This window comes from Streptococcus shenyangsis, from assembly GCF_006385785.1.
Lineage (GTDB): Bacteria > Bacillota > Bacilli > Lactobacillales > Streptococcaceae > Streptococcus > Streptococcus shenyangsis.
This window is the reverse complement of sequence record NZ_VFSH01000018.1, coordinates 1-18,703: the sequence shown is the minus strand read 5'-3', so window position 1 is coordinate 18,703 and position 18,703 is coordinate 1. Positions and strand designations below refer to the sequence as shown.

The following is an 18,703-nucleotide window of genomic DNA, read 5'->3' as shown; positions in this document are numbered from 1 at the left end:
ATCTAATTGTTTTCAAGATAAAATTCAAAACGTTCGCCTACATATTGACTTTTTACATATTCAAAAGCTGTTCCATCTTCTAGGTAGGAAACTTGAGTCAGCCCAAGAATGGCATGTCCTCTTTCAACTTCCAAATAGTGAGCGATCTTTTCTTTAGCGAGGCGAGCATAGATGGTCTGCTGTGATTTACCAATACGGTAGCCATATTTTTGCAGGGTTTGGAAGAAATGACTGGTGATTTCTTCTTTTTTAAAGTTCTTAATAAATTTTTCAGGAATAGAAGCAACTTCATAAACCAGAGGAACATTGTCGGCATAGCGAACACGTTCCATTCGGATAATGTTTTCGGTTGGAGAAATTCCTAACTTAGCAACTTCTTGCTCATTTGGAATGGTTTTTCTGTAAGAAATGAGCTGGCTAGAGGGAATTTTGCCTTGAGACTTAACAATTTCAGTAAAACTGGTTGTCCCTCGCATCTTTTCTTGTACTCGAGTACTGGAGACAAAGGTGCCACTTCCAACACGGCGCTCAAGAACACCTTCTTCGACCAAGAGGGAAATTGCTTGGCGGAGGGTCATGCGGCTGACCTCAAATTGTTCAGCCAAATCTCTTTCACTCGGCAACCTCTCACCAATGGACCAACGGTGCTCGTCAATATCCTTTTTTATCTGATCATGGATTTTCATATAAGCTGGTAGCATGTTTTCACTTCATTTCTATCTTTTCTCTATTGTACCCCAATAAACGAGAAAAAGTCAAACTTCGCCTTGTTTAGTTGGTAATTCGCCCTTATTTGTGATAGAATATTTGAAAAAGATATTTCTTTTGAGAAAGGAAAAAGATGAGCAACATTTCAACTGATTTGCAAGATGTAGAAAAAATTATCGTATTGGACTATGGTAGCCAATACAATCAGCTGATTTCACGCCGTATCCGTGAGATTGGTGTGTTTTCAGAACTAAAAAGCCATAAAATTTCAGCTGCTGAAGTTCGTGAAATCAATCCTGTAGGAATTATCCTTTCAGGTGGACCAAACTCTGTATACGAAGATGGTTCATTCGATATTGACCCAGAAATCTTCGAACTGGGAATTCCTATTTTGGGAATCTGTTACGGTATGCAGTTATTGACCCATAAACTTGGAGGAAAAGTTGTTCCTGCAGGTGACGCTGGAAATCGTGAATATGGTCAATCAACCCTAACTCACACACCATCAGCTCTTTTTGAATCAACACCGGATGAACAGACTGTTTTGATGAGCCATGGTGATGCAGTTACTGAGATTCCTGCTGACTTTGTTCGTACTGGAACATCAGCTGACTGCCCTTATGCGGCCATTGAAAATCCAGACAAACACATTTACGGTATCCAATTCCACCCAGAAGTTCGCCATTCTGTATACGGAAATGATATCCTTCGTAACTTTGCCCTTAACATCTGTAAGGCTAAAGGCGACTGGTCAATGGATAATTTCATCGATATGCAGATTCAAAAAATCCGTGAAACAGTCGGTGATAAACGTGTTCTTCTCGGTCTATCAGGTGGAGTTGACTCTTCAGTTGTTGGTGTTCTTCTTCAAAAAGCAATTGGCGATCAATTGATCTGTATCTTCGTAGACCACGGTCTTCTTCGTAAAGGAGAAGCAGATCAAGTTATGGACATGCTTGGTGGTAAGTTTGGTTTGAATATCGTCAAAGCAGACGCTGCAAAACGCTTCCTTGACAAACTTGCTGGTGTTTCTGACCCTGAACAAAAACGTAAAATCATTGGTAATGAGTTTGTCTATGTCTTTGATGACGAAGCAAGCAAACTCAAAGATGTGAAATTCCTTGCTCAAGGTACCTTGTATACAGACGTAATTGAATCTGGTACGGATACAGCTCAAACTATCAAGTCACACCACAACGTGGGCGGTCTTCCAGAAGACATGCAGTTTGAATTGATTGAACCACTCAACACTCTTTATAAAGACGAAGTTCGTGCCCTTGGTACAGAGCTTGGTATGCCAGACCATATCATATGGCGCCAACCATTCCCAGGACCAGGACTTGCTATCCGTGTCATGGGAGAAATTACTGAAGAAAAGCTAGAAACAGTTCGTGAGTCAGACGCTATTCTTCGTGAGGAAATTGCTAAAGCAGGTCTTGACCGCGATATCTGGCAATACTTCACTGTTAACACAGGCGTTCGTTCAGTCGGTGTTATGGGTGACGGTCGTACTTATGACTATACGATTGCAATCCGTGCTATCACCTCGATCGATGGTATGACAGCTGACTTTGCCAAAATTCCATGGGAAGTTCTTCAAAAAATCTCAGTACGTATCGTAAACGAAGTGGACCACGTTAACCGTATCGTCTACGATATTACAAGTAAACCACCTGCAACCGTTGAGTGGGAATAGAGTTAATGAGTTAAAAAAAGCCTAGAAATCAATCTTTCTAAGGCTTTTTACTTTATTTTAACAACAATTTAACAACAAAACTATAATTTTCACTATAAACTATACTTATCTTTAATCTACTTTTAAATAGGTATATATGGTATAATATGGTATAATATGATAAATTTGAAGGTGTGGAGGAAAAAATAAGATGTTTGTGAGAAAATTTGAACCTAAAGATGCAGAAAAAGTGTCAGAATTAGTTGTAACAACTTTAAGAACTACTAATATCAAAGATTATTCATTAGAGTATATAGAAAATGATGTAAAGATTTTGCAACCACAAAATATTTTAGAAAGAGCAAACTGGATGCATTTTTATGTGGTATGTGATGCTGAAAAGATTGTTGGGTGTGGGGCGATAGGACCATATTGGGATAAAGAAGATGAAAGTAGTCTTTTCACTATTTTTGTACTACCGGATTATCAAGGAAAAGGTGTAGGGCGAATGATTATTGAAACACTTGAGAAAGATGAATTTTTCCTTCGGGCAAAAAGAGTAGAAATTCCAGCTTCTATAACTGCAACACCTTTTTATTTGAAGATGGGATATAATTATAAGAATGGGATTACTCTTCCGGACGAAGAAGGGTTATTGAGATTGGAAAAATATAGATAAATTGAGGCTTTCTTGGCAACAACGGAAAGACAACTCCCAGTTTGTCGAACGTAAAGTATTAAAGACGATAGAAATAAAAAATCTATCGTCTTTTTCATGCCTATTTTCAATTTATATTGTGAGCAATAAATAGGGAAAACTCGCAAGAGTTGCTAACTAGTATTTCAAATGTAATCTCGGAATTATATGAATTATAACTAATAATACGGTAAACACTAATAGTTTACCGTAGGAATCTAAAGTTTAATCGGACAGACTTCGCTAGTCAGACAAAACTTTAGATTGAAAATTTTTAGTATTCTGATTGCCATTAAATTTACTTTTTCTGACAATATTATCACTCACCACTACTTTCCCAGTCATCCTAGTAGCTACTTCTTTCATAGCATTTGGCCTTAAATGAGAGTAGGTTCCAAGTGTTGTCTTAATATCAGCATGTCCTAGACGATTTTGCATTTCTAAATCATTCATTCCTAGAGAGAGCATAAAGCTGGCATGAGAATGCCTTAAATCGTGGATCCTTATTGATTTTATTTTTGCGTAATCACTATGAGATTTTAGAACACGTTTAAGAGTTGATTTTACCAACGGACTATCTGCTATGGAAAATACAAATTTACATTCTCCTATTTGAGATTGTGCTTTCTTCCAATATTTCAAATGTTCTAATGTATCATCATCAAGATACAAAAGCCTTACACCTGATATAGATTTTGTATCAGTAAGATACCACTCTTTTTGGCTTTTATAATACATTGAGCAGTTTATTAAAGCAGTACCTTTTTCAAAATCTATTTTCGACCATTCAATAGCTTGTAATTCACTTGTCCTAACTCCAGTCATAAAGAAAAACCAAAATGTAGTAAAATACAATAATTCATAGATATTAGATTTATCAAATGTACTAATGAATAGCTGAAATTCTTCTACCGTCCAAAAATCAACTTTAGGACGGTCTTTTTTTACGTTTCCTACCGTCTTAGCAACATTATTTGACAACATACCCAATTTAACTGCTAAATCAAAAATCTGTTGTAACATTTGATGAACAGAACGAATATAATTATTAGATAACCCCTCTATAAACATTGCATTTTGCCACTTCTTTACATGAGGTGCTTGAATATCCGATAACTTCATATTCTCAAAAAATGACAGTCTTTTAAATTTTGATTGTGTCATATCAAAAGTACGTTTTCTTACTTGGCTCTTATAGTCTGGTATAAAATAATCATCAAGAAACTTTTTAAAAGTCATTGTGCTATTAACAGTTATAGAACCTTTACCAAAGTCGGCAAGCATAATATTTTTCTTGAAGTAGAAGAATACCATTATCTCCGTTAACAACAATTTAATAACAAAAGACTCAAATAATATCAAATCGTACTCATTGATTGTATTATCAATCACTATTAAATCAACTACCCTAAATAGCCAATATCTGACTTTTAGTGAGTGGGAATAGTCGTTTAAGGACTAGATTATTCCATGTAGTTTAATTAGCCAGTATCTTTGGATACTGGTTTTTACTTTATCGGCTCTTTTTACTACTTGTTTCAACTGCTGAAAGATTAGAATTGTCAAAACAATCTGTCCAGGCTTGATTTTATGGCTTATTTACTATAAAATGAGAAGGAAAAACGTCAAACTTTTATATTGCAAATAGGAGAAAACATGACAAAAACATTAAAACGTCCTGAGGTTTTATCACCTGCAGGGACTTTAGAGAAGCTAAAGGTAGCTGTTCAGTATGGAGCAGATGCTGTCTTTATCGGTGGTCAGGCCTATGGTCTTCGTAGCCGTGCTGGAAACTTTACCTTTGAACAGATGGAAGAAGGTGTTCAGTTTGCGGCTAAGTACGGTGCCAAGGTCTATGTAGCTGCCAACATGGTTATGCACGAAGGAAATGAAGCTGGTGCCGGTGAGTGGTTCCGTAAACTGCGTGATATCGGAATCGCGGCAGTTATCGTGTCTGATCCTGCCTTGATTATGATTGCAGCGACAGAAGCGCCTGGTCTTGAAATCCACCTCTCTACCCAAGCCAGTGCCACTAACTATGAAACGCTTGAGTTCTGGAAAGAATTGGGCTTGACTCGTGTCGTTTTGGCGCGTGAGGTTTCGATGGAAGAATTAGCTGAAATCCGCAAACGTACTGATGTAGAAATTGAAGCCTTTGTCCACGGAGCCATGTGTATTTCTTACTCTGGTCGTTGTACTCTTTCAAACCACATGAGTATGCGTGATGCTAACCGTGGTGGTTGCTCTCAGTCTTGTCGTTGGAAATACGACCTTTACGATATGCCATTTGGTCAAGAACGCAAGAGCTTGAAAGGTGAAATTCCTGAAGAATTTTCAATGTCAGCCGTTGATATGTCTATGATTGACCATATTCCAGATATGATTGAAAATGGTGTGGATAGTCTAAAAATCGAAGGACGTATGAAGTCTATTCACTACGTATCCACAGTAACAAACTGCTACAAGGCAGCGGTAGATGCTTATCTAGAAAGTCCAGAGAAGTTTGAAGCAATCAAGCAAGACTTGATTGATGAGATGTGGAAGGTTGCCCAACGTGAATTGGCAACAGGTTTCTACTACGGTACACCATCTGAAAATGAGCAGTTATTTGGTGCTCGCCGTAAAATTCCTGAGTACAAGTTTGTTGCTGAAGTAGTTTCTTATGATGATGCGACACAAACAGCAACCATTCGCCAACGGAACGTCATTAACGAAGGGGACCAAGTTGAGTTTTATGGCCCAGGTTTCCGTCATTTTGAAACTTATATTGAAGATTTGCACGATGCTAAAGGTAATAAAATCGACCGTGCTCCAAATCCAATGGAGCTATTGACAATCAAGGTTCCACAACCTGTTCAAGCAGGAGACATGGTTCGTGCATTAAAAGAAGGACTCATCAATCTTTATAAGGAAGATGGAACCAGTGTCACAGTTCGAGCTTAATAAGCAAGCAGGAGCTGAAAGATTTCTCGTTGCTTTCCCTTTAATCCTGCTCACTAAAAGAAAAGAAGTTAAAGAAAATATATTTATTTCCATCCGAGATTTCATCTCGGATTTTTTCATTATTTTTCAGAAAGGTCTAGATAATGGTCGGATTTATTACAAGTTTTCTAAAGTTTTCTATATAATAAACTAAAAAATAGTAAAATTGTAAATAATTTCCATTAAACGCTTTCAATGTTGGTAAAAAGTTGACAAATCCAATTTTTAGGACTAAACTAAGTAAGTAAGTTTTAATTCAAAAGGAGAATTTATCATGAGTTTAACATTTTTTGGTCTATGTCTTGCCTGTATGGGTGTATCCCTTGCAGAAGGATTTTTGATGAACGGTTTGCTTAAATCTGCAGCTCGCCAACCAGATATTATTGCTGAATTGCGTAGCTTGATGATTATGGGGATTGCCTTTATTGAAGGAACGTTCTTGGTTACCCTCGTCTTTTCATTCATCATCAAATAGACAAACGGAACTAGAAGAAAAGGGAGGATTTTAGATGGAAGAAAGTATTACTCCAACCATCTCTATTGGTCCTGTTACCTTTGATTTGACCATGTTAGCCATGACCTTATTGATTGTGGGAGTTATTTTTGGCTTTATTTATTGGGCGAGTCGCAATATGACCTTGAAGCCCAAAGGAAAGCAAAATGTACTTGAGTATTTCTATGACTTTGTTATTGGATTTACAGAACCTAACATTGGTAAAAGCTACATAAAAGACTATTCGCTCTTTTTCCTTTGTCTATTTCTATTTATGGTACTGGCAAATAACCTCGGTTTGATGGCTAAGATACAGTCTACAGATGGAACCAATCTTTGGACATCTCCAACTGCAAATTTACAGTATGACTTGGCTTTATCATTCGGCGTTATTTTATTGACACACATCGAGGGCATTCGTCGTCGTGGGATTAAAAAATATCTAAAAGCCTATATCACACCTGGCTTTATGACTCCCATGAACATCTTAGAAGAGTTTACCAACTTTTTATCACTTGCCTTGCGGGTGTTCGGAAATATTTTTGCAGGAGAGGTGATGGCTAGTTTGCTAATCACTCTATCTCATCAAGCTATATATTGGTATCCAGTTGCTTTTGGTGCTAACTTGGCTTGGACAGCTTTTTCTGTCTTTATTTCCTGCATCCAAGCCTATGTGTTTACCATGTTGTCTTCTATGTACCTAGGAAATAAGATAAATGAAGGAGAAGAGTAGAAAGGAGTAACTGATGCACGTTACAGTAGGTGAATTGATTGGTAACTTTATTTTAATTGCTGGCTCTTTTATTCTTTTGCTAGTCTTGATTAAAAAATTTGCATGGTCAAATATAATAAGTATTTTCGAAGAAAGAGCAGTAAAAATTGCTACTGATATTGATAGTGCTGAACAGGCACGTCAAAAAGCAGAAGCCTTAGCTCAGAAACGTGAAGATGAATTGGCAGGTAGTCGCAAAGAAGCCAAGACAATCATTGAAAATGCAAAGGAAACAGCTGAGCAAAGTAAGGCTAGTATTTTAGCAGATGCTAAACTAGAAGCAGGACGCTTAAAAGAAAAAGCAAACCAAGAAATTGCTCAAAACAAAGCTGAAGCTTTACAAAGCGTTAAGGGTGAGGTAGCAGATTTGACCATCAGCTTAGCTGGTAAAATCATCTCACAAAACCTTGACGGTCATGCCCATAAAGAACTCATTGATCAGTATATCGATCAGCTAGGAGAAGCTTAATGGACAAGAAAACAGTAAAGGTAATTGAAAAATACAGCATGCCTTTTGTCCAATTGGTACTTGAAAAAGGAGAAGAAGACCGTATCTTTTCAGACTTGACTCAAATCAAGCAAGTTGCTGAAGGAACAGGTCTGCCTTCTTTTTTAAAACAAGTGGCAGTAGACGAGTCTGATAAGGAAAAAACAATTGCTTTCTTTCAAGACTCTGTGTCACCTTTATTACAAAACTTTATCCAGGTTCTTATCTACAATCACAGAGCAAATCTCTTTTATGATGTGCTCGTAGATTGCTTGAACCGACTTGAAAAAGAAACAAATCGATTTGAAGTGACGATTACTTCAGCTCATCCTTTAACAGATGAACAAAAGAGTCGCTTGCTCCCTTTGATTGAGAAAAAAATGTCTCTGAAAGTAAGGAGTGTAAAAGAACAAATCGATGAAAGTCTCATTGGTGGTTTTGTTATTTTTGCCAATCACAAGACAATTGATGTGAGTATTAAACAACAACTTAAAGTTGTTAAAGAAAATTTGAAATAGAAAGTGGTGTTCTTTTGGCAATTAACGCACAAGAAATCAGCGCTTTAATTAAGCAACAAATTGAAAATTTTAAACCCAATTTTGATGTGACTGAAACAGGTGTTGTAACCTATATCGGGGACGGTATCGCGCGTGCTCACGGTCTTGAAAATGCTATGAGTGGAGAGTTGTTGATTTTTGAAAACGGCTCTTATGGTATGGCTCAAAACTTGGAGTCAACTGATGTCGGTATTATCATCCTAGGTGACTTTACGGATATCCGTGAAGGTGATACAATCCGCCGTACAGGTAAAATCATGGAAGTCCCAGTAGGTGAAAGTCTGATTGGTCGTGTTGTGGATCCACTTGGTCGTCCAGTTGATGGTCTTGGAGAAATCCACACTGATAAAACTCGTCCAGTTGAAGCACCAGCTCCTGGTGTTATGCAACGTAAGTCTGTATCAGAACCATTGCAAACTGGTTTGAAAGCTATTGACGCCCTTGTACCGATTGGTCGTGGTCAACGTGAGTTGATTATCGGTGACCGTCAGACAGGGAAAACAACCATTGCGATTGATACAATCTTGAACCAAAAAGGTCAAGATATGATCTGTATCTACGTAGCGATTGGACAAAAAGAATCGACAGTTCGTACGCAAGTAGAAACACTACGTCAGTACGGTGCCTTGGATTACACAATCGTTGTGACAGCCTCTGCTTCACAACCATCTCCATTGCTTTTCCTAGCTCCTTATGCTGGGGTTGCCATGGCAGAAGAATTTATGTACCAAGGTAAGCATGTTTTGATTGTTTATGATGATTTATCAAAACAAGCGGTAGCTTATCGTGAACTGTCACTCTTGCTTCGTCGCCCTCCAGGTCGTGAAGCCTTCCCAGGAGATGTTTTCTACCTGCACAGCCGTTTGCTTGAGCGCTCAGCTAAAGTTTCTGATGAACTTGGTGGTGGATCAATTACAGCCCTACCATTTATCGAGACACAAGCAGGAGATATCTCAGCCTATATCGCAACCAACGTGATTTCAATCACTGACGGACAAATTTTCCTTGGTGATGGTCTCTTCAATGCGGGTATTCGTCCAGCCATCGATGCGGGTTCGTCTGTATCACGTGTAGGTGGTTCTGCACAAATCAAAGCCATGAAGAAGGTTGCTGGTACACTTCGTATCGACCTTGCTTCATATCGTGAGTTGGAAGCCTTCACTAAGTTTGGTTCTGACTTGGATGCGGCAACACAGGCTAAGTTGAACCGTGGACGTCGTACAGTTGAAGTTTTGAAACAACCTGTTCACAAACCATTACCTGTTGAGAAACAAGTAACCATTCTCTATGCTTTGACACATGGTTTCTTGGATACTGTTCCAGTAGATGATATTGTTCGTTTCGAGGAAGAGTTCCATGCCTTCTTTGATGCTCAACATCCAGAGATTTTGGAAACCATTCGTGATACAAAAGACTTGCCAGAAGAAGCAGTCTTGGATGCTGCGATTACAGAGTTTCTCAATCAAACCAGCTTCCAATAAGAATAGAGGTGTCAGATGGCAGTATCTCTAAATGATATTAAAACAAAAATCGCCTCAACAAAAAATACGAGTCAAATCACTAATGCCATGCAAATGGTATCAGCTGCTAAGCTTGGTCGCTCTGAAGAAGCTGCTCGCAACTTCCAAGTTTACGCTCAGAAAGTTCGCAAGCTCTTGACAGATATCCTCCATGGTAATGGAGCTGGTGGTTCAACCAATCCGATGTTGATTAGCCGTCCAGTTAAGAAGACAGGCTATATCGTGATCACTTCAGACCGCGGTTTGGTTGGAGGGTATAATTCTTCTATTTTGAAGGCTGTTATGGAGTTGAAAGAAGAATACCATCCAGATGGTCAAGGTTTTGAAATGATCTGTATTGGTGGGATGGGAGCTGACTTCTTTAAGGCTCGTGGTATTCAACCACTTTATGAACTACGTGGCTTGGCAGACCAACCTAGCTTTGATGAAGTTCGAAAGATTATTTCAAAAACTGTTGAAATGTATCAAAATGAACTCTTTGATGAGCTCTACGTCTGCTACAACCACCATGTTAACACGCTAACCAGTCAAATGCGTGTTGAACAAATGCTTCCGATTGTTGATTTGGATCCCAATGAAGCGGATGAAGACTACAGCTTGACTTTTGAATTGGAGACAAGCCGAGAAAAAATTTTGGAGCAGTTGTTGCCTCAGTTTGCAGAAAGTATGATTTACGGGGCTATTATCGATGCCAAGACAGCTGAAAATGCTGCCGGTATGACAGCCATGCAAACAGCGACAGATAATGCTAAGAAAGTTATCAATGATTTGACAATTCAGTATAACCGTGCCAGACAGGCGGCGATTACACAAGAAATTACAGAAATCGTAGCAGGAGCTAGTGCCTTAGAATAGGCTTTAGTCCAGCTCGTATGAAAATGAACTTATACTCAATGAAAATCAAAGAGCAAACTAGGAATCTAGCCGCAGGCTGCTCAAAACATTGTTTTGAGGTTGCAGATAGAGCTGACGTGGTTTGAATTTGATTTTCGAAGAGTATTAGGACCTAGTTGAGCTAGGAACCGACAGTATCTTATATAGAATAGGAGAAGGAGATGAGTTCAGGTAAAATTGCTCAGGTTATCGGTCCCGTTGTAGACGTCTTGTTTGCAGCAGGGGAAAAACTTCCTGAGATTAACAATGCACTTGTCGTCTACAAAAATGACGAAAGAAAAACAAAAATCGTCCTTGAAGTAGCCTTGGAGTTGGGAGATGGTATGGTCCGTACTATCGCCATGGAATCAACAGATGGTTTGACTCGTGGAATGGAAGTATTGGATACAGGTCGTCCAATCTCTGTACCGGTAGGTAAAGAAACTTTGGGACGTGTCTTCAATGTTTTGGGAGATACCATTGACTTGGAAGCTCCTTTTACAGAAGATGCAGAGCGTCAGCCAATTCATAAAAAAGCTCCAACTTTTGATGAGTTGTCTACCTCTTCTGAAATCCTTGAAACAGGGATTAAGGTTATCGACCTTCTTGCCCCTTACCTTAAAGGTGGTAAGGTTGGACTTTTCGGTGGTGCCGGAGTTGGTAAAACCGTCTTAATCCAAGAGTTGATTCACAATATTGCCCAAGAACACGGTGGTATTTCAGTATTTACTGGTGTTGGGGAACGTACTCGTGAGGGGAACGACCTTTACTGGGAAATGAAAGAATCAGGCGTTATTGAGAAAACAGCCATGGTATTTGGTCAGATGAATGAGCCACCAGGAGCACGTATGCGTGTTGCCCTTACTGGTTTGACAATCGCTGAATACTTCCGTGATGTGGAAGGGCAAGACGTGCTTCTCTTCATCGATAATATCTTCCGTTTCACTCAGGCTGGTTCAGAAGTATCTGCCCTTTTGGGTCGTATGCCATCAGCCGTTGGTTACCAACCAACACTTGCTACAGAAATGGGTCAATTGCAAGAGCGTATCACATCAACTAAGAAGGGTTCTGTAACCTCTATCCAGGCTATCTATGTGCCAGCGGATGACTATACTGACCCAGCGCCAGCAACAGCCTTCGCTCACTTGGATTCAACAACCAACTTGGAACGTAAGTTGGTACAATTGGGTATCTACCCTGCCGTTGACCCACTCGCTTCAAGTTCACGTGCTTTGGCACCTGAAATCGTTGGAGAAGAGCACTATGCAGTTGCTGCAGAAGTAAAACGTGTTCTTCAACGTTACCATGAGTTGCAAGATATCATTGCTATCCTTGGTATGGATGAACTTTCTGATGAAGAAAAGACCTTGGTTGCTCGTGCCCGCCGTATCCAGTTCTTCTTGTCACAAAACTTCAACGTTGCGGAACAATTTACTGGTCAGCCAGGTTCTTATGTTCCAGTTGCTGAAACTGTACGTGGCTTTAAGGAAATCCTTGATGGTAAACATGACCACTTGCCAGAAGATGCCTTCCGTGGTGTAGGTTCTATCGAAGATGTGATTGCAAAAGCTGAAAAAATGGGATTTTAAGAGGTGATCTATGGCTCAGTTAACTGTCCAGATCGTGACACCAGATGGTCTCGTCTATGATCACCATGCCAGCTATGTATCGGTTCGAACTCTGGATGGTGAGATGGGGATCTTGCCACGACATGAAAATATGATTGCGGTTTTAGCAGTTGATGAAGTAAAGGTAAAACGTATTGATGATGAAGATCACGTGAACTGGATTGCAGTAAACGGAGGCGTTATTGAAATTGCCAATAATACCATCACAATCGTTGCTGATTCTGCAGAACGTGCTCGTGATATCGATGTTAGCCGTGCAGAACGTGCTAAGCTTCGTGCGGAGCGCGAAATCGAAGAAGCCCACGAAAAACACTTGATTGATCAAGAGCGTCGTGCTAAGATTGCTTTGCAACGTGCTATTAATCGTATCAATGTCGGAAAAAGACTATAAGAAAAATGAACTTGAGTTACCAAGTTCATTTTTTATTTTTTCTTAAGGAGCAAAACTGATGCAGACCGCTTCTGGTACATGGAAGTCGTTAGAAAGTTCGGCTAGACGACCAGTTTCAGGATTACGTTTAAAGACGGTTGCATTATCAGAGTCTTGATGGACAGCAATAAGGAATTCTTGGTCTGGTGTCAAATCAAAATCACGTGGAGTCTGACCATGTGTCGGAACGATTTCTAATAACTCTAAGCTACCGTCTGCAAGGATTGTATATACTGCGATAGAATCATGACCACGGTTAGAAGCATAGAGGTATTTACCGTCTTTAGAGAGACGAATAGCAGCAGTTCCATTAAAGCCTTCGTAACCTTCTGGTAACGTTGAAATGACCTGCATGCGTTCAAATTCGCCAACACCATCGTAGATTAAAACTTCTATAGTGCTATTGAGTTCACAAATCAGATAAGCGATTTTATAGTGGTTATGGAAAATGATATGGCGTGAGCCTGCTCCTGGCTGGCTGTGATAGGTATAGAGCTTAGATAATTTCCCTTCTTGATCAAGGTCATAAGTGATGACTTGGTCAGTTCCCAAGTCGCAGGTCACTAGATAGCGGTCAGGTGTTAAATCTGTATAGTGAACATGGGGCGAAGCTTGATTTTCATGTGGACCTTTGCCACTATGTTGATCCACATCACTAAGTAGAAGCCCCCCATCTTCCTTGCGTTTATACACAAGTACCTGTCCTTTGTGGTAGTTTGCCGCGTACACCAAATTACGCTTTTCATCAACGGCAACATAACAGTGGGGAGCCCCTTCTTCAACGACATGATTTAATAAGATTCCATCAGTTTGATAGGCTGCAACCCCCCCTTATCATCTTGACTACCAACAGTGTATAAATGTTGGTGTTGGTCAAAGGCAAGGTAGGTTGGACTTGGTTCAGATGCAAAAAGTTCTAGATTTGAAAGCTGACCAGTTTCTCTATCAAAGTCTGCCTTGTAAATCCCTTGGGAAGTACGACGTGTATAAGTTCCAAAATAAACAGTTTCTTTCATAACTTTACCTCTATATAAAGATAAGACTATTATATCACAAAAATGGAGTTGAAGCAGTCCTTAGCAGGTACAAACAAACTATAAAATATGATAATATTTTATTTTTATTATTGATTTCATTTTGAAAAGTGCTATAATAAATCTATCAAATTATCAAAGGAGTTTGAATATGAAAAAACGTGTTTTCTTAGCAGCAGGAGTTGCTGTACTCTCAGCAGCTGTTCTAGCAGCTTGTTCATCTGGTAATGGGAATAAGGAAGCAACTAAACCAGTTACTTATGCCTATGTATTTTCATCAGATCCTGCGACTCTGGATTATACAGTTTCGGGGAAAAATTCTACAAAACAGATTACTGGTAATGTCATTGATGGACTACTAGAAAATGATCAATACGGGAATCTAGTACCATCAGTTGCAGAAGATTGGACTGTCTCCAAAGATGGTTTGACTTATACCTATAAAATTCGTAAGGGTATCAAGTGGTATACCAATGAAGGCGAAGAATATGGAGAAGTTAAGGCTCAGGATTTTGTGACTGGTCTAAAACACGCAGCTGACAAGAAATCAGAAGCACTTTATCTTGTACAGGATTCTATTAAAGGATTAGACGACTATGTAAATGGGAAAACAACGGATTTTTCTACTGTTGGTGTAAAAGCAACAGACGATTATACTGTAGTCTATACTTTAAACAATCCAGAATCTTTCTGGAATTCGAAGACAACAATGGGAGTTCTTGCTCCTGTTAGCGAAAACTTTTTAGCTTCTAAAGGAGATGACTTTGGTAAGGCGACTGATGTAACAAGCATTCTATACAATGGGGCTTATCTTCTAAAAGGTCTTACATCTAAATCTTCTATTGAAATGACTAAAAACCAAAACTATTGGGATAAACAAAATGTCTTTATTGATGATATTAAGTTGTCTTACTTTGATGGTCAGGACGCAGACTCTCTTGGACGTGGTTTTGATGAAGGAAATTATCCTGCAGCACCTCTCTTTAAAAACTCTGCTAACTATGAACGGCTAAAAGAAAAATACAAAGATAACATTATTTATAGTCAACAACAAGGAACGACTTTCTATATTTCGACGAATATTGACCGTGTTGCCTACAATCACACCGCTAAAACAAGTGATGCAGAAAAATCATCTACTAAGAAGGCTTTGCTGAACAAAGATTTCCGTCAATCCTTGGCTTTTGCTACAGATCGTAAAGCAGGAATCTCTCAAGTATTTGGGGACGAAGTAGCACCTCGTAAGTTACGGACAAGTTTCACTCCTCCAACCTTTGTACAAGTAGGGGATCAAACATTTGGTCAAGTTACTAAGACAGAATTGGATAAATTGGATAATGTCTGGAAAGATGTTAGTCTTGATGATGCCCAGGATTCACTTCATAATGTAGATAAGGCTAAAGCTAAATTGGAAGCTGCTAAGAAAACTCTTCAAGCTGATGGAGTACAGTTCCCTATTCATTTAGACATTCCAGTATCTTCTACTCGTCCAGATTTTGTGCGTCAAGCTCAATCTTATAAACAATCCATCGAGGAAGCTATTGGATCAGATAATGTTGTAGTTGATATTCAACAAGTTTCTGACGATGAATTGTCAAGTATGACAGTTCTAGCTACTTCTAATACTAATACTGACTGGGATATTAATGTAAATAGTGGATGGTCACCTGATTACGCAGATCCTTCAACTTATCTAGATATATTTGATCCAACATCTGGACCAAATCTTCTTAGTTCCTTAGGTGTAACACCAGGTAAAGACAGTTCAGTAATCAAAGCTGTTGGCTTAGATAAGTTTAAAGAGTTAATTACTGATGCTAATAGTGAGAAAACAAATCTTGAAAAACGATATGCCAAATATGCCAAAGCTCAAGCTTGGTTAACAGACAGTGCCTTGGTGATTCCTGTACAATCAAACGGTGCCCAAATGCTTCTTACTAAGAAAGTTCTTGGAACAGGTGCCTATGGTTGGGTTGGTGATAAGACCGGTGAACTTAGCTATAAATATCTTAAACTCCAAGATAAGATTGTTACTACTAAAGAAATGGATGAGTTCCGCAAGAAATTTGCTGATGAAAAAGCCAAATCAAACGCTGATTATCAGAAGAATTTAGACCGTCATATTCAAGACTAATTGAATCTCCTCTTTTGAGGGGATTTTTTTATGTCGCTGTCTTCATGTAAGCACTTTAAAAAAGAGTTATTTTGATTTAAAAATGGTATAATGAGAGAACAATAGAAAGGAAGTATTTATGGAGCAAAAAGAGAAACATTTTAGTCTATCTTGGTTTTTCAAGTGGTTTTTAGATAACAAAGCAATTACAGTATTTTTGGTAACCTTATTATTGGGACTAAATCTTTTTATTTTAAGTAAGATTAGTTTTCTATTTTCACCTGTTTTAGACTTTTTGGCTGTCGTGATGTTGCCAGTCATTCTATCTGGTTTGCTATATTATTTATTGAATCCTATTGTTGATTGGATGGAGAAGCATAAGGTTAATCGTGTTATAGCTATCAGTATTGTATTTGTCATCATTGCCCTCTTTATCATTTGGGGCTTGGCAGTGGCTATTCCAAATCTGCAGCGTCAGGTCTTAACATTTGCAAGAAATGTACCAATCTATCTCGAAGATGCTGATCGAGTTATTAATGATTTGGTAACCAAGCGTTTGCCAGATGATTTTAGACCTCAGTTAGAACAAGTTTTGACAAACTTCTCAAGTCAGGCTACAGTTTGGGCGAGCAAGGTTTCTTCTCAAGCAGTCAACTGGGTGAGCGCCTTTATTAGCGGGGCATCTCAAGTGATTGTAGCCTTGATTATCGTTCCTTTCATGCTCTTTTATCTCTTGCGTGATGGGAAAGGCTTGCGTGACTATTTGACTCAATTCATGCCAACAAAATTGAAGGAACCTGTGGGACAAGTTTTATCAGATGTGAATCAGCAGTTGTCTAACTATGTTCGAGGGCAAGTGACAGTGGCTATTATTGTAGCAGTAATGTTTATCATCTTCTTCAAGATTATCGGTCTACGCTATGCAGTTACGCTGGGTGTTACTGCTGGTATTTTAAATCTGGTTCCTTATCTGGGTAGCTTCCTAGCCATGCTTCCTGCCCTAGTATTGGGCTTGATTGCGGGGCCAGTCATGCTGTTAAAAGTGGTGATTGTCTTTATCGTAGAACAAACTATTGAAGGCCGTTTTGTCTCTCCATTAATCTTGGGAAGTCAATTAAACATCCATCCTATTAATGTTCTCTTTGTCTTGTTAACTTCAGGATCCATGTTTGGTATTTGGGGAGTCTTACTCGGTATTCCAGTTTATGCCTCTGCAAAAGTTGTCATTTCAGCTATTTTTGAATGGTATAAGGTAGTTAGTGGCCTATATGAACTAGAGGGAGAGGAAGTCAAGAGTGAACAATAGTCAACAGATGTTACAGGCTTTGGAGGAACAAGATTTAGCTAAGGCTGAGCATTATTTCGCTAAAGCTTTAGAAAATGATCCAAGTGCCCTTCTTTATGAATTAGCGATTTATCTAGAAGGAATTGGTTTCTATCCTCAGGCCAAGGAAATTTACCTGAAAATTGTAGAGGATTTTCCAGAGGTTCATCTTAATCTAGCTGCAATTGCTAGCGAGGATGGCCAAATCGAGGAAGCATTTGCCTATCTAGAGGAAATCCAAGCTGACAGTGACTGGTATGTTTCGGCTTTGGCTCTGAAAGCGGATCTTTATCAGCTGGAAGGTTTGACAGATGTGGCGCGTGAGAAACTTCTGGAGGCTTTGACTTACTCAGAGGATCCTCTCTTGATATTGGGCTTGGCAGAGTTGGATAGTGAGTTGGAAAATTACCAAGAGGCTATTCAAGGCTATGCCCAGTTAGATAATCGTACTATTTATGAGCAAACAGGCATTTCCACCTACCAACGGATTGGTTTTGCCTATGCTCAGTTAGGGAAATTTGAAACGGCTACAGAGTTTTTAGAAAAAGCCCTGGAGTTAGAATACGATGACCTAACAGCTTTTGAGTTGGCCAGTCTTTACTTTGATCAAGAAGAATACCAAAAAGCTGTCCTCTACTTTAAGCAGATCGATACCATTTCTCCTGACTTTGAAGGCTATGAATATGGTTATAGTCAGGCCTTGCATAAGGAACATCAAGTTCAAGAAGCCCTGCGTATCGCTAAGCAAGGGTTGGAGAAAAATCCCTTTGAAACTCGTCTCTTACTGGCTGCTTCACAATTTTCTTATGAATTGCATGATGCTAGTGGTGCAGAAAATTACCTCCTTACTGCAAAAGAAGACGCTGAGGATACGGAAGAAATCTTACTCCGTTTAGCTACTATTTATCTAGAACAGGAACGTTATGAGGATATTCTAGACTTACAAAGTGATGAGCCAGAAAACCTATTGACCAAGTGGATGATTGCCCGTTCCTATCAAGAGATGGACTATTTGGATACTGCCTACGAGTATTACCAAGAGTTAGCAGGAGATTTGAAGGACAATCCAGAGTTTCTGGAACACTATATCTATCTCTTGCGTGAATTGGGATACTTTGAGGAAGCAAAAGTCAATGCTCAATCTTACTTAAAACTGGTTCCAGATGATGTTCAAATGCAAGAATTGATTGAGAGATTATAACACTAAGTCTGGGAGAAAACTCAATTTCAATAGAAAATCAAGTAAATTTTCCTACAATAAAACGCATAATATCAAGTTTTTTTTGTACTGACCCCAAAAAGTTAGACAATCAATTTATCCGAAGGATTTAGTTCTGTATTGCACAGGACTGAGTCCTTTTAGTTTTACCTTAATTCGTTTATTGTTGTAGTAATCAATATAGTCTACAA

At 39.0% G+C, this 18,703-nt stretch carries 17 protein-coding genes and 1 pseudogene; 14 read left to right on the top strand and 4 right to left on the bottom strand.

The window, feature by feature from the left end:
• Nucleotides 1–2: 2 nt before the first annotated feature.
• Complete coding sequence (locus tag FJR77_RS09775; protein WP_140834672.1) at nucleotides 3–701, bottom strand: GntR family transcriptional regulator; 699 nt, start codon at nucleotides 699–701, stop codon at nucleotides 3–5.
• A gap of 140 nt (nucleotides 702–841) precedes the next feature.
• Here FJR77_RS09775 and guaA point away from each other — a divergent pair, with 140 nt between their 5' ends.
• Both guaA and FJR77_RS09765 read left to right on the top strand, forming a co-directional pair.
• Nucleotides 842–2,404, top strand: a complete 1,563-nt coding sequence (gene guaA / locus FJR77_RS09770) for a glutamine-hydrolyzing GMP synthase (protein ID WP_140834671.1) — start codon at nucleotides 842–844, stop codon at nucleotides 2,402–2,404.
• A 190-nt stretch (nucleotides 2,405–2,594) separates the two neighbouring features.
• Nucleotides 2,595–3,062 (top strand): GNAT family N-acetyltransferase, encoded by a 468-nt coding sequence (locus FJR77_RS09765; protein WP_004635121.1) that lies wholly within the window; start codon nucleotides 2,595–2,597, stop codon nucleotides 3,060–3,062.
• A 261-nt stretch (nucleotides 3,063–3,323) separates the two neighbouring features.
• On the opposite strand, the gene FJR77_RS09760 is transcribed toward FJR77_RS09765, so the two are convergent.
• Nucleotides 3,324–4,418 carry a tyrosine-type recombinase/integrase gene (locus tag FJR77_RS09760; RefSeq protein WP_456243021.1) on the bottom strand — a complete coding sequence of 365 codons (1,095 nt, stop codon included), beginning with the start codon at nucleotides 4,416–4,418 and terminating at the stop codon, nucleotides 3,324–3,326.
• A 318-nt stretch (nucleotides 4,419–4,736) separates the two neighbouring features.
• Between FJR77_RS09760 and FJR77_RS09755 the strand changes: the two genes are divergently transcribed.
• The 9 genes from FJR77_RS09755 (at nucleotide 4,737) to FJR77_RS09715 (ending at nucleotide 12,783) form a co-directional block, all read left to right on the top strand.
• Nucleotides 4,737–6,023 (top strand): peptidase U32 family protein, encoded by a 1,287-nt coding sequence (locus tag FJR77_RS09755; RefSeq protein ID WP_049535202.1) that lies wholly within the window; start codon nucleotides 4,737–4,739, stop codon nucleotides 6,021–6,023.
• Between the two features lie 313 nt (nucleotides 6,024–6,336).
• Nucleotides 6,337–6,537: a F0F1 ATP synthase subunit C gene (locus tag FJR77_RS09750; protein WP_140834669.1), complete on the top strand. Its 201-nt coding sequence runs from the start codon at nucleotides 6,337–6,339 to the stop codon at nucleotides 6,535–6,537.
• 34 nt (nucleotides 6,538–6,571) lie between these two features.
• Nucleotides 6,572–7,288: a F0F1 ATP synthase subunit A gene (atpB, locus tag FJR77_RS09745; protein ID WP_140834668.1), complete on the top strand. Its 717-nt coding sequence runs from the start codon at nucleotides 6,572–6,574 to the stop codon at nucleotides 7,286–7,288.
• A 13-nt stretch (nucleotides 7,289–7,301) separates the two neighbouring features.
• Complete coding sequence (gene atpF, locus FJR77_RS09740; protein WP_140834667.1) at nucleotides 7,302–7,796, top strand: F0F1 ATP synthase subunit B; 495 nt, start codon at nucleotides 7,302–7,304, stop codon at nucleotides 7,794–7,796.
• Nucleotides 7,796–8,332, top strand: coding sequence for a F0F1 ATP synthase subunit delta (locus tag FJR77_RS09735; protein WP_140834666.1), 537 nt, complete (start codon nucleotides 7,796–7,798; stop codon nucleotides 8,330–8,332). Before atpF ends, FJR77_RS09735 begins: the two co-directional genes overlap by 1 nt.
• 14 nt (nucleotides 8,333–8,346) lie before the next feature.
• Nucleotides 8,347–9,852: a F0F1 ATP synthase subunit alpha gene (gene atpA, locus FJR77_RS09730; RefSeq protein WP_000996629.1), complete on the top strand. Its 1,506-nt coding sequence runs from the start codon at nucleotides 8,347–8,349 to the stop codon at nucleotides 9,850–9,852.
• A 15-nt stretch (nucleotides 9,853–9,867) separates the two neighbouring features.
• Nucleotides 9,868–10,746: a F0F1 ATP synthase subunit gamma gene (locus FJR77_RS09725; protein ID WP_140834664.1), complete on the top strand. Its 879-nt coding sequence runs from the start codon at nucleotides 9,868–9,870 to the stop codon at nucleotides 10,744–10,746.
• Nucleotides 10,747–10,946: 200 nt separating this feature from the next.
• A complete protein-coding gene (atpD, locus tag FJR77_RS09720) occupies nucleotides 10,947–12,353 on the top strand; it encodes a F0F1 ATP synthase subunit beta (protein ID WP_000094357.1) in 1,407 nt (468 codons plus the stop codon).
• A gap of 10 nt (nucleotides 12,354–12,363) precedes the next feature.
• The gene (locus FJR77_RS09715; RefSeq protein WP_000068045.1) at nucleotides 12,364–12,783 is read left to right on the top strand and encodes a F0F1 ATP synthase subunit epsilon; all 420 of its coding nucleotides are present in this window, start codon (nucleotides 12,364–12,366) and stop codon (nucleotides 12,781–12,783) included.
• 42 nt (nucleotides 12,784–12,825) lie between these two features.
• On the opposite strand, the pseudogene FJR77_RS09710 reads toward FJR77_RS09715, so the two are convergent.
• Nucleotides 12,826–13,838, bottom strand: a pseudogene (locus FJR77_RS09710) (lactonase family protein).
• A gap of 169 nt (nucleotides 13,839–14,007) precedes the next feature.
• Here FJR77_RS09710 and FJR77_RS09705 point away from each other — a divergent pair.
• The 3 genes from FJR77_RS09705 (at nucleotide 14,008) to FJR77_RS09695 (ending at nucleotide 18,494) form a co-directional block, all read left to right on the top strand.
• Nucleotides 14,008–15,990 (top strand): peptide ABC transporter substrate-binding protein, encoded by a 1,983-nt coding sequence (locus FJR77_RS09705; protein WP_140834662.1) that lies wholly within the window; start codon nucleotides 14,008–14,010, stop codon nucleotides 15,988–15,990.
• Between the two features lie 118 nt (nucleotides 15,991–16,108).
• Complete coding sequence (locus FJR77_RS09700) at nucleotides 16,109–17,275, top strand: AI-2E family transporter (RefSeq protein WP_140834661.1); 1,167 nt, start codon at nucleotides 16,109–16,111, stop codon at nucleotides 17,273–17,275.
• Complete coding sequence (locus tag FJR77_RS09695; RefSeq protein ID WP_181146640.1) at nucleotides 17,265–18,494, top strand: tetratricopeptide repeat protein; 1,230 nt, start codon at nucleotides 17,265–17,267, stop codon at nucleotides 18,492–18,494. The genes FJR77_RS09700 and FJR77_RS09695 overlap by 11 nt, the downstream gene beginning before the upstream one ends.
• A 114-nt stretch (nucleotides 18,495–18,608) precedes the next feature.
• Here FJR77_RS09695 and FJR77_RS09690 read toward each other — a convergent pair.
• The coding region (locus tag FJR77_RS09690) for an IS3 family transposase (RefSeq protein ID WP_140834408.1) at nucleotides 18,609–18,703 on the bottom strand (95 nt) is incomplete at its 5' end.

Bases quoted from the DNA above. Each gene is read 5' to 3' on its own strand.
- FJR77_RS09775 (WP_140834672.1), bottom strand. From the start codon at position 701: ATGCTACCAGCTTATATGAAAATCCATGATCAGATAAAAAAGGATATT.
- guaA (WP_140834671.1), top strand. From the start codon at position 842: ATGAGCAACATTTCAACTGATTTGCAAGATGTAGAAAAAATTATCGTA.
- FJR77_RS09765 (WP_004635121.1), top strand. From the start codon at position 2,595: ATGTTTGTGAGAAAATTTGAACCTAAAGATGCAGAAAAAGTGTCAGAA.
- FJR77_RS09755 (WP_049535202.1), top strand. From the start codon at position 4,737: ATGACAAAAACATTAAAACGTCCTGAGGTTTTATCACCTGCAGGGACT.
- FJR77_RS09750 (WP_140834669.1), top strand. From the start codon at position 6,337: ATGAGTTTAACATTTTTTGGTCTATGTCTTGCCTGTATGGGTGTATCC.
- atpB (WP_140834668.1), top strand. From the start codon at position 6,572: ATGGAAGAAAGTATTACTCCAACCATCTCTATTGGTCCTGTTACCTTT.
- atpF (WP_140834667.1), top strand. From the start codon at position 7,302: ATGCACGTTACAGTAGGTGAATTGATTGGTAACTTTATTTTAATTGCT.
- FJR77_RS09735 (WP_140834666.1), top strand. From the start codon at position 7,796: ATGGACAAGAAAACAGTAAAGGTAATTGAAAAATACAGCATGCCTTTT.
- FJR77_RS09725 (WP_140834664.1), top strand. From the start codon at position 9,868: ATGGCAGTATCTCTAAATGATATTAAAACAAAAATCGCCTCAACAAAA.
- atpD (WP_000094357.1), top strand. From the start codon at position 10,947: ATGAGTTCAGGTAAAATTGCTCAGGTTATCGGTCCCGTTGTAGACGTC.
- FJR77_RS09715 (WP_000068045.1), top strand. From the start codon at position 12,364: ATGGCTCAGTTAACTGTCCAGATCGTGACACCAGATGGTCTCGTCTAT.
- FJR77_RS09705 (WP_140834662.1), top strand. From the start codon at position 14,008: ATGAAAAAACGTGTTTTCTTAGCAGCAGGAGTTGCTGTACTCTCAGCA.
- FJR77_RS09700 (WP_140834661.1), top strand. From the start codon at position 16,109: ATGGAGCAAAAAGAGAAACATTTTAGTCTATCTTGGTTTTTCAAGTGG.